This window comes from Pseudomonas promysalinigenes (assembly GCF_014269025.2).
Classification (GTDB): domain Bacteria; phylum Pseudomonadota; class Gammaproteobacteria; order Pseudomonadales; family Pseudomonadaceae; genus Aquipseudomonas; species Aquipseudomonas promysalinigenes.
In genome coordinates this window covers 4676271-4689872 of the sequence record NZ_CP077094.1, presented here as the reverse complement: position 1 = coordinate 4689872, position 13602 = coordinate 4676271, and the positions used below count along the sequence as shown (strand labels likewise).

13 protein-coding genes and 1 pseudogene are annotated in these 13602 nt (G+C 62.0%); 8 read left to right on the top strand and 6 right to left on the bottom strand.

Features of this window, described 5'->3' with window-relative positions:
- Window positions 1–109: 109 nt before the first annotated feature.
- On the top strand, window positions 110–1609 hold the full coding sequence (locus tag HU725_RS21255) for a PhoPQ-activated pathogenicity-related family protein (RefSeq protein WP_264081732.1): 1500 nt from the start codon (window positions 110–112) through the stop codon (window positions 1607–1609).
- Here HU725_RS21255 and HU725_RS21250 read toward each other — a convergent pair.
- The 3 genes from HU725_RS21250 to HU725_RS21240 all read right to left on the bottom strand — a co-directional run bounded on the left by HU725_RS21250 (window position 1537) and on the right by HU725_RS21240 (window position 3292).
- A complete protein-coding gene (locus HU725_RS21250) occupies window positions 1537–1809 on the bottom strand; it encodes a DUF3077 domain-containing protein (RefSeq protein WP_186476462.1) in 273 nt (90 codons plus the stop codon). The genes HU725_RS21255 and HU725_RS21250 overlap by 73 nt on opposite strands.
- Window positions 1810–1913: 104 nt before the next feature.
- Window positions 1914–2195: a hypothetical protein gene (locus tag HU725_RS21245; protein ID WP_186476296.1), complete on the bottom strand. Its 282-nt coding sequence runs from the start codon at window positions 2193–2195 to the stop codon at window positions 1914–1916.
- A gap of 692 nt (window positions 2196–2887) precedes the next feature.
- Window positions 2888–3292: a YkgJ family cysteine cluster protein gene (locus HU725_RS21240; RefSeq protein WP_003259873.1), complete on the bottom strand. Its 405-nt coding sequence runs from the start codon at window positions 3290–3292 to the stop codon at window positions 2888–2890.
- 187 nt (window positions 3293–3479) lie between these two features.
- Between HU725_RS21240 and HU725_RS21235 the strand changes: the two genes are divergently transcribed.
- The 3 genes from HU725_RS21235 (at window position 3480) to HU725_RS21225 (ending at window position 7781) form a co-directional block, all read left to right on the top strand.
- Window positions 3480–5930 carry a glycogen/starch/alpha-glucan phosphorylase gene (locus tag HU725_RS21235; RefSeq protein WP_186476297.1) on the top strand — a complete coding sequence of 817 codons (2451 nt, stop codon included), beginning with the start codon at window positions 3480–3482 and terminating at the stop codon, window positions 5928–5930.
- Window positions 5931–6170: 240 nt separating this feature from the next.
- Window positions 6171–7181 (top strand): class 1 fructose-bisphosphatase, encoded by a 1011-nt coding sequence (locus HU725_RS21230; RefSeq protein ID WP_009681216.1) that lies wholly within the window; start codon window positions 6171–6173, stop codon window positions 7179–7181.
- Window positions 7182–7184: 3 nt separating this feature from the next.
- Window positions 7185–7781 carry a DUF924 family protein gene (locus tag HU725_RS21225; protein ID WP_186476298.1) on the top strand — a complete coding sequence of 199 codons (597 nt, stop codon included), beginning with the start codon at window positions 7185–7187 and terminating at the stop codon, window positions 7779–7781.
- A 47-nt stretch (window positions 7782–7828) separates the two neighbouring features.
- Here the strand turns inward: HU725_RS21225 and HU725_RS23270 are convergent, their stop codons facing one another.
- Both HU725_RS23270 and HU725_RS23265 read right to left on the bottom strand, forming a co-directional pair.
- Window positions 7829–8554 carry a methyl-accepting chemotaxis protein gene (locus HU725_RS23270; protein ID WP_409489149.1) on the bottom strand — a complete coding sequence of 242 codons (726 nt, stop codon included), beginning with the start codon at window positions 8552–8554 and terminating at the stop codon, window positions 7829–7831.
- Between the two features lie 129 nt (window positions 8555–8683).
- Window positions 8684–9721, bottom strand: a pseudogene (locus HU725_RS23265) (cache domain-containing protein); the annotation flags it as partial.
- A gap of 225 nt (window positions 9722–9946) precedes the next feature.
- Between HU725_RS23265 and bamE the strand changes: the two are divergent.
- Window positions 9947–10201 (top strand): outer membrane protein assembly factor BamE domain-containing protein, encoded by a 255-nt coding sequence (bamE, locus tag HU725_RS21215; protein WP_186476300.1) that lies wholly within the window; start codon window positions 9947–9949, stop codon window positions 10199–10201.
- Complete coding sequence (locus HU725_RS21210; RefSeq protein ID WP_060479943.1) at window positions 10198–10770, top strand: lipocalin family protein; 573 nt, start codon at window positions 10198–10200, stop codon at window positions 10768–10770. The genes bamE and HU725_RS21210 overlap by 4 nt, the downstream gene beginning before the upstream one ends.
- A gap of 36 nt (window positions 10771–10806) precedes the next feature.
- On the opposite strand, the gene HU725_RS21205 is transcribed toward HU725_RS21210, so the two are convergent.
- Window positions 10807–12171: a formimidoylglutamate deiminase gene (locus tag HU725_RS21205; RefSeq protein ID WP_186476301.1), complete on the bottom strand. Its 1365-nt coding sequence runs from the start codon at window positions 12169–12171 to the stop codon at window positions 10807–10809.
- Window positions 12172–12315: 144 nt separating this feature from the next.
- Between HU725_RS21205 and hutC the strand changes: the two genes are divergently transcribed.
- Together hutC and HU725_RS21195 are read left to right on the top strand one after the other, a co-directional pair.
- Entirely contained in the window at window positions 12316–13026 is a 711-nt protein-coding gene (gene hutC, locus HU725_RS21200; protein WP_186476463.1) for a histidine utilization transcriptional repressor HutC, read from the top strand.
- Window positions 13023–13595, top strand: coding sequence for a HutD/Ves family protein (locus tag HU725_RS21195; RefSeq protein ID WP_060479940.1), 573 nt, complete (start codon window positions 13023–13025; stop codon window positions 13593–13595). Before hutC ends, HU725_RS21195 begins: the two co-directional genes overlap by 4 nt.
- The last annotated feature ends 7 nt before the right edge of the window (window positions 13596–13602 follow it).

Here is a 13602-nt window from a genome sequence, read left to right as displayed (position 1 = left end):
TGTAGCTGATGTCTCAAGGTTGTGTAGTTTGCATCTGCCAGTGCATTTTGCGACTTGTGGGCGCTTTTGGTCATGCCTAGCGTGGCGTGCATTTTCTTGGAGAGGAAGCATGACCATGAATTACCGCTTGGCAATGGCCATCCCCTGCCTGATGGTTGGCCTGCAGGCTTGCACCGGGCGCGAATGCGCCAATGCGCGACCGCAGGATGTCGTCCAGTGCCACATGGACAAGGTGCGCCAGGCACCCTTGGAAGCAGAACTGTTGGAACAGGCCTCCGAGCCTGGCTATGCATTGCGTCGTCTGCAGATGGTTTCGCAGGTGTGGGAGCCAGCCCCGGTGCTGGAGCCGCGCCGCTGGGTGCACAATGTCGAGCTGCACATTCCCGACAACGCAGTGCCTGGCAAAGCCTTGCTGGTGGTGAACAACGGCGTGCGGCACGGGCCGGCGCAAGTGCCCGACTATGCTCGAGAAGCATTGCGCGAAATCGCCCTCAAGGCGCAGATGGCCGTGGTCATGATCAGCGATGTACCCAACCAGTACGTGATCTTCAGCGATGTCGACAAGCCATTGCGTGAAGATGACGCCGTGGCCCACACCTGGGCCCACTCACTGCGCGGGGCTGCGCCGGAACTGCCGCTGCATGTGCCGATGGCTGCGGCGGCGAGCCGGGCGATGGACTTGGCCCAGCAGGAACTGGCAAAGCAGGGCCTCACGGTTGAGCGTTTCATCATCACCGGTGCCTCCAAGCGCGGCTGGAGTGCGTGGCTTACGGCATTGGCCGATGAGCGGGTGATGGCCATCGTGCCCAGTGTGATCGACATTGCGGACGTTTCGGGAATGCTGAGCGGATTGCGCAAGCGTTATGGGGGGCACTGGCCTCTGGCGCTGGGTGCCTACCAGCAGGCCGGTGTTCTGCAGCAACTGGGCACCCCAGCATTCGAGCGGCTGATGATGATGATGGATCCGATGCAGTACCTGGGCGAGGAGGGGCAGCGGCTGGCCATTCCCAAATATCTGGTGTCCGCCAGCGGCGACGACTTCTTCGCACCTGACCCGGTCACTGATTATCAGCAGCGCCTACCTGGTGTGACGAGTTTGAGGGTGTTGCCTAACTCTGACCATGGTGGCGTGCGAAAAGCGGTGGTCAGCACTTTGGTGCCGCTTGTTACGCGCCTGCGCGATGGCAAGCCACTGCCTAGTGTGAAGGTGACAGCGAGCGGGCAGGCCGGGCAGATGTTGGTCGACTTTTCCGAACCGCCAGTGGCGGTGAAGGTATGGACGGCGAGCAACAGTCGGGACCGAGATTTCCGCTATGCCTGCGGGGTGCGTTACCTGTCCGAGACGCTCGCGCCCAAGCAACACTTCGTTCTGCAACGTACGGCGCCAGCTACTGGGTGGCAAGCGCAGTTCGTCGAAGCGAAGTTCGCTGATGGCTTCATCGCAACCAGCCCGGTCAGCGTATTGCCGCAGAGCTACCCCGAGCACCCTCCGATGGATCAGGGGGGGCTTGCCGCAGCTTCCCCGCGTAGATCGCTTCAGAAGCTGGTTCGGTGGGGCATGCCGAGTTCGGCGTCGTCCAGTAGAGCCTTGGCCAATGCACTGAGGTAGTGCGCAGCCCATATCAGTTGCGGGTCGTTTTCCATGACCGCGTTCAGTGTCAGGTCGCGCACGCAGCCCATCAGCTCGGAGGCTTGATCGCGGGCGTCCTGGCAGGGTATACCCGCGCAGACTTGAAACAGCGGTTGTTTGTGATCGTCGCCTTGGTAAAAGCAGGTTTTTCCGGGAGTGATCGGGTTGTCGTCGGTCATCGATCCAATTGCCTGAGTCCAGTTGTGGGTGACACCGGCTGCGCTGGTGTTCGCGGGTGAAGCCGCCCCCACAAGAGGTGCGGGTACCCGCGAAGGGTCGGGCATCAATGGCTGCTGCCGGTTCGCTCCAAGGCGTGCGATAACGCATCCGCCTGCCCCCAGGCCAATTGCATGGCGCGCAGGCCATTGACCAGCGTTTCGCGCGTGCGATCATCCTCGACGGTGTCGACGGCGCGGTGGCAGTGGTTATAGGCGATCATCAGGTAATGGGTGATGTTGACCACTACATGGTCGAGTGGAACGAGGTTTTCGCAGATGGCGTGGGTGAGGGTCGTGCCGTCTGGGAGATCGAAGTGGTGGGGTGGGTCGGGGACGATTTTTTTCATGGCTCGCTCTCATGTCTTTACCCCGCGCTTGCGTTTCCACACGCAAGGGCGGCGATTGTACGCGGAGTGGAAAACCAGGCATGAGAACCCCGGTAGGCTAAGCAGCCTTCCGCGTACAACCGCCATAACGACAGTCGCAGTTCTCATGAATTGCCGGGTTTCCACACCCGATCGCTGAACCGTCAGCGACCTGGTGAGCCTAGAGGGACAGGTTTCCAGCAACAATCAGATGCGAGTCGACAGGGTTTGTAGGGTATTTCGCAGGGAGTGAGATCGCTAGATTGAATTTGTAGGAAATGTCTGGCGGTTGAGTGGGAATGGTGGCGGGGTGGGTTTGTTTTGAGGTTGCGGGTAGGCCAGCGTGGGTTCGCCTTGGCATTTTCAGCGCCTGGGAGATCGAGCGCCGCCCGCGCGGCGCATCGCGAGCTGCGCTCGCTCCTACGTTTGTTTCGGGCCAATTGATCCTGTGGGATTTGCGCGCGGACGCCTTGGTGCATGGCGCAATGTCGCGTCGTACAGACAAGGCGGTCGCGCGCGTCTGCTACAGGCGTTATTGGCCGGAAACAAACGTAGGAGCGAGCGCAGCTCGCGATGCGCCGCGCGGGCGGCGCTCGATATCCGCCGCACCACCACAATCAAGTCAATACCGTCAGCTCGATATCCGCCGCACCGCAACACTCAACTCAATAGCGTCAGCGCCCAACCACCTTCGGCTTGTACGCACAATAACCCGGCCGCGGCCCAACCTTGGGGTGATTGCGGCAGGTGTCCGGGCGTTTGTCATAAATGGTGCAAAGCCGGCTTTTACGATCCAGATAGAGGCAATCGTCGTTGCTCATGCGGGTCAGGGTGAAGATCCCCGACTTCTGGTTGAAGCGCTCGATGATGCCGTCTTTCTGCAGGCGTTTGGCGATGTTCTTCGGCGGCTCGTCTTTCTCGAACTCATCCACTACGCCGATGCGGATCAGATCCTTGATCTTCACCTCTACCGGCAGGGTGCAGCACGTCGAATGGCAGCCATGGCACATATTGCTGGTGTAGCGCTGCCAAGTCTCCAGGCGGTCGACTTCGGCCGCGGCGATCAGGGTCGTTTTCATCGTTTTATAAGAGGTGAATCACGGTCTTGGGGCGCGCGATGATACCGGAGTTGTTCAAATTGTGAACAACCTTTTGCCGGATTTGGCAATCGGGCATGAAAACTGCGAACGTCATCTGTCACTCTGTGTCGAAGTGGCTAGTCTCAACACTCTCCCTGTGATTCGTCCATTTGCCCGAGGATGCCGTATGTCCCAGGAAACCAACCCACGTGACGCCGAGGTGGCCGATTTTCGCGCCGCGGTGCTGAGCAAACTGACCTACGCGGTCGGCAAAGACCCAGAGCATGCCTTCGACCATGACTGGTTCGAAGCCATCGCCCTGGCTGCGCGCGACCACATGGTCGACCACTGGATGGACCACACCCGCCAGGCTTACCGTCGCAGCCAGAAGCGGGTCTATTACCTTTCTCTGGAGTTTCTCATCGGCCGGCTGCTGTACGACAGCCTGAGCAACCTCGGGTACCTGGAGATCGCCCGTGAAGCGCTGCAAGGCCTGGGCGTGGATCTTGAGCGCATTCGCCTGCTCGAACCCGATGCGGCCTTGGGCAACGGTGGCCTGGGGCGTCTTGCCGCGTGCTTCATGGAAAGCATGTCGACACTGGGCATTGCCGCCCACGGTTACGGCATCCGCTACGAGCATGGTTTGTTCCGTCAGGCCGTGGTCGACGGCTGGCAACAGGAGCAGACCGAGAACTGGCTGGATTTCGGCAACCCTTGGGAGTTCGAGCGGGCAGAGGTGATCTACCCCATCAGCTTCGGCGGTAGCGTCGAAACGGTGCACGACGCCCATGGCGAACAGCGTCAGGTGTGGTGGCCGGGCGAGACCGTGCGGGCAGTGGCCTATGACACCCCGGTGGTGGGCTGGCGTGGCTCGAGCGTCAACACCCTGCGCCTTTGGCGTGCGCGGGCACTGGAAGAGCTGCACCTGGAACGCTTCAATGCCGGCGACCATTTGGGCGCTGTCGCCGAAGTGGCCAGGGCCGAGAGCATCTCGCGCGTGCTCTACCCAGCCGACAGCACCGAGGCTGGGCAGGAGTTGCGCCTGCGCCAGGAGTACTTCTTCGTGTCGGCATCGCTGCAGGACTTGCTGCGCCGTCACCTGAACATGCACAAAGACCTGCTCAACCTGCCTGACGCGGCCGCCATCCAGCTCAACGACACGCACCCCTCGATTGCTGTGGCCGAGCTGATGCGCCTGTTGGTCGATCAGCATGAAATACCCTGGGACACCGCCTGGTCGCTAACCGTCGGCACCCTGGCCTACACCAACCACACGCTGCTTCCGGAGGCGCTGGAAACCTGGCCGGTGGCGCTGATGGAGCGCATGCTGCCGCGGCACATGCAGATCATTTACCTGATCAATGCCTATCACATCGACGCTCTGCGCGCCAAAGGGCAGCACGATTTCGACGTGCTGCGCGCCGTGTCGCTGATCGAAGAGGACAACGGCCGCCGGGTGCGCATGGGTAACCTGGCGTTCCTCGGGTCGCACAGCGTGAACGGTGTGTCGGCGCTGCACAGCAAGCTGATGAAAAGCACGGTGTTCTCCGAGTTGCACAAGCTTTACCCCGAGCGCATAAACAACAAGACCAACGGCATCACCTTCCGCCGTTGGTTGTTCCAGTCCAACCCGCAATTGACCGCGATGCTGACCGAAGCGCTTGGCCCAGAGCTGCTGGACGACCCCGAAGGCCGTCTGGCCGGGCTGCTGCCGTTTGCTGACAAGCCCAGCTTCCGCAAGGCGTTCGCTGCCCAGCGGCTGCACAGCAAGCGTGCGCTGGCCAGCATCATCCAGGACCGCATCGGGGTCACGGTGAACCCCGAGGCGCTGTTCGATGTGCAGGTCAAACGGATTCACGAATACAAGCGCCAGTTGCTCAACCTGCTGCACACCGTGGCGCTGTACCAGGCCATGCGCAACGACCCCGGCACCGACTGGGTACCACGGGTGAAGATCTTCGCCGGCAAGGCCGCTGCCAGCTACCAACAGGCCAAGCTGATCATCAAGCTAGCCAACGACATCGCGCGGGTCGTGAACAATGACCCGACCGTGCGCGGCCTGCTGAAGGTGGTATTCCTGCCCAACTACAACGTCAGCCTGGCCGAGAGCATCATTCCGGCGGCGGACCTGTCCGAGCAGATTTCCACGGCCGGTTACGAGGCATCCGGTACCAGCAACATGAAGTTCGGCCTCAATGGCGCGCTGACCATTGGCACACTCGATGGCGCCAACGTCGAGATGTGCGAACACGTGGGTGCGGACAACATGTTCATCTTCGGCCTCACCGCCCAGCAGGTAGAGGCGCGCCGCAAAGCCAACGACTTCGGCGCCAGCGCCGCGATTGCCGCCTCCAATCGGCTGAACGACGTGCTTCAAGCCATCCGTAGCGGGGTGTTCTCACCTGACGATCCGTCGCGTTACAGCGGGCTGATCGACGGGCTGGTCGCCTATGATCGCTTCCTGGTGTGCGCGGACTTCGATGCCTACTGGGATGCCCAGCAGCGGGTCGAAGAGCTGTGGCACACACCGGAGCAGTGGTGGCGCATGGCCGTGCTCAATACGGCCAAGATGGGCTGGTTCTCGTCGGATCGGACCATTCGCGAATATGCCACCGAAATCTGGAAGGCTCTGGATTGATCTAAGCCCGTGCTGGCACCTTCGCCAGTTAACCCGCTCCTACCATCAGCAATCTCCGGCTGCTTGGTGGGAGCGTGTTCATCCGCCAATGGCCCTTGGGCCGACCACCTGCCTGGCGCAGGCTGAACTACCGACCTATTGTGCCGTCAGAGAGCCGTGGTGAGTCTCATCACTCGCTAGCTCGCCACTCTCACTGTAAACTGCGGGGGTTTATCTCCCCCTATCCTTTCGGAGCCATACATGTCCCGCGTTACCCTGAGTCGCTATCTGATTGAGCAGACCCGCAGCAACAATACCCCTGCCGATCTGCGCTTCCTGATCGAAGTGGTGGCGCGTGCGTGCAAGGAAATCAGCCATCACGTGTCCAAAGGCGCCCTGGGTGGCGTGCTGGGCAGCATGGGCACTGAAAACGTGCAGGGCGAAGTCCAGAAGAAACTGGACGTGATCTCCAACGATATCCTGCTTGAAGCCAACGAGTGGGGCGGCCACCTGGCCGGCATGGCCTCCGAGGAAATGGACAACGCCTACCAGATCCCGGGCAAGTATCCCAAGGGTGCCTACCTGCTGGTCTTCGACCCACTGGACGGCTCGTCGAACATCGACGTCAACGTTTCGGTCGGCACCATCTTCTCGGTACTGCGTTGCCCTAACGAATACCTGAGCCAGAACGAAACCCTCAACGAAAACGCCTTCCTGCAGCCAGGCACCCAGCAGGTCGCCGCCGGTTATGCCATTTATGGCCCGCAGACCATGCTGATCCTGACCCTGGGCAATGGCGTCAAGGGCTTCACCCTGGACCGCGAACTGGGCAGCTTCGTCCTGACCCACGAAAACATCCGCGTCCCGGAAACCACCGCCGAGTTCGCCATCAACATGTCCAACCAGCGTCACTGGGAAGCGCCAGTGCAGCGCTACGTGGGCGAACTGCTGGCAGGCGAGACCGGCCCGCTGAAAAAGAACTACAACATGCGCTGGATCGCCTCGATGGTCGCCGATGTGCATCGCATCCTGACCCGCGGTGGCCTGTTCATGTACCCGCGCGATGCCCGTGAGCCGAGCAAGCCGGGCAAGCTGCGCCTGATGTACGAAGCCAACCCGATGTCGTTCATCATCGAACAGGCTGGCGGCGCCTCGACCAATGGTTACGATCGCATCCTCGACATCAAGCCTGAGAGCCTGCACCAGCGCGTGTCGGTAATCCTTGGCTCGAAGGAAGAGGTCGAGCGCGTCACCGCCTACCACAAGGAGTAAATCATGCTCGCACCTTGGCAGCCGTTGCTGGAGTGGTGGTTCGGTTGGGGCACCAGTCCCCAGGCCGTGGCTGACGAGAAGAGCACGCTGTGGTTCGGTAAGCACTACGATGCCGAGGCACAAGCGCTGTTCGGCGACCTGGTCGAGCACGCCCTGGCCGGTGGGCTCGACGAATGGCAGCAGAGCCCGCAAGGCTGGCTTGGCCTGTTGATCCTGCTGGACCAGTTGCCGCGCATGCTTTACCGAGACACGCCGCGCGCCTTCGAGGGCGACCGGCGGGCCCAGGTAGTGGCTCTGCAGGGCCTGCAGAAGCACTGGGATTACCAGTTGCTGCCGATCCAGCGGGTGTTCGTGCTGCTGGTGCTGGAGCATGCCGAGGTGTTGGACTGGCAGAACCTGTGTGTCGAGCGCTATCAGGCGCTGCTGCAGGAACAGCCCGAGGAGCACCGGCGTTTGTTTGAAGGCTTTCTTGATTACGCCGAGCAGCACCAGCGGGTGATCGCGCGGTTCGGCCGCTTCCCGCACCGTAACCTGGTGTTGGGGCGGCCGAGTACCAGTGAGGAGATGGACTTCCTGCTGGAGCCTGGGTCCAGGTTCTGATCAGAGCGCCTCTTCGCGGGTGAACCCGCGAAGAGGCGCCGCCGCATTCAGATCCTGAAACTACCCACCAAGTGCTTCAATCGTTCGACCTGATGTTCAAGGTCATTGCAGGCGCGCAAGGTGCTCTGCAGGTTCTGCACGCCTTCCTGATTCAACGTGTTGATTTCGGTGATGTCGACATTGATCGACTCGACCACTGCCGTTTGTTCTTCCGTGGCGGTGGCCACCGACTGGTTCATGCCATCGATCTCACCAATGCGCTGGGTCACACTGCCTAGTCGCTCGCCGGCCTGGTTGGCGATACCAACGCTGTGGTCACTGTGCTCACGGCTCTGGTTCATGGTGCTGACGGCCATCTGCGCGCCTGCTTGCAGTTCTTCGATCAGGCGCTGCACCTGCTGCGCCGACTCCTGTGTACGGTGCGCCAGGTTGCGCACTTCGTCCGCCACCACGGCAAAGCCGCGCCCGGCCTCGCCGGCACGGGCCGCCTCGATCGCGGCGTTGAGCGCCAGCAGGTTGGTTTGCTGGGATATGCCGCTGATCACATCGAGGATCTGACCAATGTTGGCGGTGTGCTCATTGAGCGTTGAGATATTGCCGCACGAATCGCTGATGCGCGCCGATAGCTGGTTCATCACCTCAATGGTGCGGCCGACCACCTGCTGGCCATCTTCGGCCAAGCCCCGCGCCTCGCTGGAGTGCTGCGAGGCCTGGGCGGCATTCTGGGCGATCTCCTGCGTGGCGGCGCCTAACTGGTTAATCGCGGCTGCCACGCTGCTGGTGCGGCTGGACTGCTGATCGGCTTTGTCGATCGACGCATTCGACGCGCTCACCACCTGGGCTGCCACGGCATTGACCTGGCTGGTGGCCGAGGCTACCTCACGAATCGACTGGTGGATACGCTCGACGAAGCGGTTGAATGACTGGCCGAGGCTGCCGAACTCATCGTGTGCATGAATGCTCAGGCGCCGGGTGAGGTCGCCTTCGCCTTCGGCGATGTCATGCATGGCGCGGCCCATCAGGTGCAAGGGCGCCATCAACACGCGGATCAGCAAGCCCAGCAGGGCGATGATCACCACCACCGCGATCAGCGTAGCGACCACCGCTGAGGTGCGTAGATCGCCCAGCATGGCGAAGGCTGCGTCCTGGTCGAGTACCAGGGCGACGTACCAGTCGGCCGAAGGCACTCCGTCGATGTGGGTGAAGTTGATGAACTGCTTGCGCCCACCTGCTTCGAGTTCCTTCAGGCCACTGCCGATTCGAGGAGTGTCCTGGGGGTAGATATCGGCCAGGGTTTTCAAGGCCAGCTCGGCGTTGGGGTGAATCATGACCTTGCCCTGGCCGTTGACGATGAAGGCATGGCCCTGGCCGTTGAAGTTCAGCGCATTGATCAGGTCGCTGACGGTCTTCAGGTCAGTATCCACACCACTGACCCCCACCAGTCGTCCGGCTTGCTGCACCGGTGTCGCCAGGGTGATCACCAGCTTGCCGGCCGATGCCGAAAGGTAGGGCTCGGTAACGATGGTCTGGCCGCTGGCAGTGGCAGCCTTGTACCAGCCGCGAGCCCGTGGGTCGTAATCGGCAGCGCGGTTACCCGCAGGCACCGACTGCATGCTGCCGTCCTGGCCCCCGAAATAGGTGAGTTGAAAGTTCTTGCTGTACACGGGCAGGGCCAAGCTACGGCTAAGGCTGGCTTTGCCTGGCCCGTCGAGTGCTATTTGCTGGGCCAGGGAGTCGAGCAGCTGGATACGGCTGTCGAGCCAGTTGCGGATGTTGCCTGCGGTAAGGGTGCCCAGGTTCTGCAGGTTGGTTTGTGTGTCGCTGCGCAGGGATTGGCGTTGGCGATAGTCGTTGAACAGTACGAAACAGGTAAAGGCAACGGCCACCACCAGGGCGGCGGCCAGCAGGATCTTGTGGCTGAACTTGAGGTTCTTGGTCATTTTTCTGGTCTGCACAAGGCAAGGCAAAGGAGGGCGCAGGGGCCACGCGGCCACAGCGTGCTCGCTGTGTCGTCTGATCCGGGCAAAACATTAATTGTATACCCACGGCCGGCCGACCAACGGCGTACCACTAAAGCGCAATTGCCGGGGAACCAGGGAGGGATTTTCCCGTCGAAGGTCACTGCAGGCCACTCGCCTGTGTCTACTATCCAGGAGTGTGCCTTCATGTCGTTGCGTTCCCTCGCCCTGTTGTCGTTGTGCGTCGTGCTGACTGCGTGCAGCAAGATCAATCAGGAAAACTATTCCAAGCTCAAGGCCGGTATGAACAAGGCCGACGTCGAGCAGCTGCTCGGCACGCCCACCGAGTGCTCCGGCGCGCTGGGTATGAGCAGTTGCACCTGGGGCGACGAGAAGAGCTTCATCAGCGTGCAATACGCCTCCGACAAAGTATTGATGTACTCCGGGCAGGGCCTTAAATGAGGCGTCTGCACCTACTGCTGGGGCTGTGCCTGGCCATGCTGCTGGGTGGCTGCGCCAGTACCTCCACCGACCCACTGGCACCGAAGACCGCAGGCAACGTCGACCTCAAACGCTACCAGGGCAAGTGGTACGAACTGGCGCGGCTGCCGATGAAATACCAGGCCGATTGCGCGCAATCCGAGGCGCACTACAACCTCAAGCCCGATGGCTCGTTCGGTGTGCTCAACCGCTGCCGTACTTTGGGTGACGAGTGGCTGCGCGCCGAGGGCCATGCCAACATCCAGGAGCCGGGGCACACCGACAAGCTGTGGGTAGAGTTCGACAACTGGTTCACCCGCTTGGTCCCAGGGGTCGCCCGGGGCGATTACTGGATTCTGTACGTCGATGAGCACTACCGTACGGCGATCGTCGGCAGCCCGGATCGCAAGTACCTCTGGCTACTGTCGCGCACGCCGACCCTGGCGCAGTGGCAGCGCGAGAGCCTCATGGCCAAGGCCCGGCAGCAGGGCTATGACACTAGCCGGCTGATCTGGCGGACACCCGACAAGCAGATCGTGCAAATGCATTGATAACCGAGGGGGCGCTGAAGGCGGCCCCCATCGGTTTCAGGCCAGAAGCGTGCGCAACACCTCGGTGAATGCCTGCTGGCTTTGCGCTTCATCTGCATGGTGGCCCTGGCGCACCACCCACTGCCCGTTGACCATCACATCGCGCAGCTGGCGGTCGCCGCCGGCGAACAGCCAGCGGTTGAGCACGCCATCGCCTTCAGCCATGGCGATGTAAGGGTCCTGCCCATCGAGCACCAGCCAGTCCGCCCGCTTGCCCACGGCGAGTTCGCCAACCGGCTGCCCCAGCGCCTGTGCCCCGCCAGCCAACGCCGCATCGTAGAGCGTGCGCCCGACCATCGGCTGATCATTGCGGTACAGGCGGTTGCGCCGCTGGTCCCGCAGGCGTTGGCCATACTCCAGCCAGCGCAGCTCTTCAACGACGCTCAGCGACACATGGCTATCGGAACCGATACCCATGCGCCCGCCCTGGGCCAGGAAATCCACGGCCGGGAATATGCCGTCGCCCAGGTTGGCTTCGGTGGTCAGGCACAGCCCGGCCACCGCGCCACTGCGTGCCATGGCCGTGACCTCATCGGCCAAGGCATGGGTGGCATGCACCAGGCACCAGCGCGGGCCAACCTCGACATGTTCATACAACCACTGCAGAGGCCGCAGCCCGCTCCAGGCCACGCAGTCATCGACTTCCTTCTGCTGTTCGGCGATATGGATATGCACCGGGCTTTGCCGGTCGCTGGCCGCCAGTACTTCAGCGATCTGGCCGGGGGTGACCGCCCGCAGCGAGTGGAAGCACAAGCCCAGGCGCTGTGCCGGCTGGGCCGCCAGGATGGGAGCCAGGCGTGCCTGCATGTGCAGATACTGATCTTGGGAATTGATGAAGCGCCGTTGCCCATCGTTTGGCGCCTGACCACCAAAGCCTGCGTGGCTGTACAGCACCGGCAGCAGGGTCAGGCCAATACCGCTGCTGGCGGCGGCCGCACTGATGCGCCGCGACAGCTCGTCCGGGTCGGCGTAGGCCTTGCCTGAAGGGTCATGGTGCACATAGTGGAATTCGGCCACCGAGGTGTACCCGGCCTTGAGCATTTCGATGTACAGCTGGCGGGCAATCACCTGCAGTTGCTCCGGGGTGATCTTGCCGACCAGCCGGTACATCAGCTCGCGCCAGGTCCAGAAACTGTCGTTAGGGTTGCCAGCGACTTCCGCCAGGCCCGCCATGGCCCGTTGAAACGCGTGGGAATGCAGGTTGGGCATGCCTGGCAGCAATGGCCCGGCCAGGCGCTCGGCGCCCTCGTGCGAGGCGCCGGTTTGCACGTGGCTGAGCAAGCCGTCGCTGGACACTTCCAGGCGCACATCACGGGCCCAACCTGTAGGCAGCAGGGCGCGTTCGGCGAAATAGGCGGGCATCGGCAAATATCCTGTTATTGTTAACTTGTATATACATATACAGGCGTTTGCCTGCCGGGTAAACTGCGGCAAGCTACCGCTCACCCCATAGCCTAAGGACTCAATGCCGTGCCGACACCTCCTGTCTCCGCGCTGGTTGCCCAGATGGGCGAGGGCCCGGCGCCGCTGTACGCCAGGGTCAAGCAGATGATCATCCAGCAGATCGAAAACGGCAGCTGGCCGCCGCACCACCGGGTGCCGTCGGAGAGTGAACTGGTCAGCGAGCTGGGCTTCAGCCGCATGACCATCAACCGCGCCTTGCGTGAGCTGACCGCCGAAGGCCTGCTGGTGCGCATGCAGGGTGTAGGCACCTTCGTGGCCGAACCCAAAAGCCGCTCTGCGCTGTTCGAGGTCAACAATATCGCCGACGAGATCGCCGGCCGTGGCCACCAGCATAGCTGCCAGGTAATCACCTTGGCCGAGGAAGCGGCAGGCTCGGAGCGCGCTTTGGCGTTGGACATGCGTGAGGGGCAGCGGGTGTTTCATTCGCTGATCGTGCACTACGAAAACGGCGTGCCGGTGCAGATCGAGGACCGTTTCGTAAACGCTTCGATTGCCCCGGATTACCTCAAGCAGGACTTCACCCGGCAGACGCCCTATGCCTACCTGTCCCAGGTTGCGCCGTTGACCGAGGGCGAGCACGTGGTCGAGGCGATTCTCGCCGAGCCTGAAGAGTGCCGCCTGCTGCAGATCGAACGTGGCGAGCCTTGCCTGCTGATCCGCCGGCGCACATGGTCTGGCCGCCAGCCGGTTACTGCCGCACGCTTGATTCATCCAGGCTCCCGTCACCGTCTCGAAGGACGCTTCAGCAAATGACCCAAATGCAGCTGCTGCGTGCCCAGGACTACCCGCGCATGGCGTGGAAGAACGGTGGCGGCTTCACCGAAGAAATCACCCGGGACAATGGCGAAGGGCTCGATGGTTTTGGCTGGCGTCTGTCGATTGCCGATATCGAGGAATCGGGCGGGTTTTCAGTATTCGCCGGGTACCAGCGGATCATCACGGTGCTGCAGGGTGAGGGCATGCGCCTCACGGTGGAGGGTGAGCAGAGCCGGCCCCTGCTGCCGTTCGATGCTTATGCCTTCGATGGCCAGAGCCAGGTGAGCTGCAACCTGCTGGGCGGGCCGATCCGTGACTTCAACCTCATCTATGCACCGCAGCGCTATCGGGCGCGCTTGCAGTGGTTCGACGGTACCAGCCGCGTCTATAGCTCGGCACCGACGCTGTTGCTGTTCGCCGCCAGCGGGCAGGTCGAGGTGGCGGTGGCAGGGCACGATATACAACGGTTGGGGGTGTACGACTGCTTGCGGGTGGACGGTAACCAGCGGTTGCTGGAACTGTGTATTCAAGGGCGGTTCTGCCTGATTGAACTGATGCTGCGTTAAGGTCATA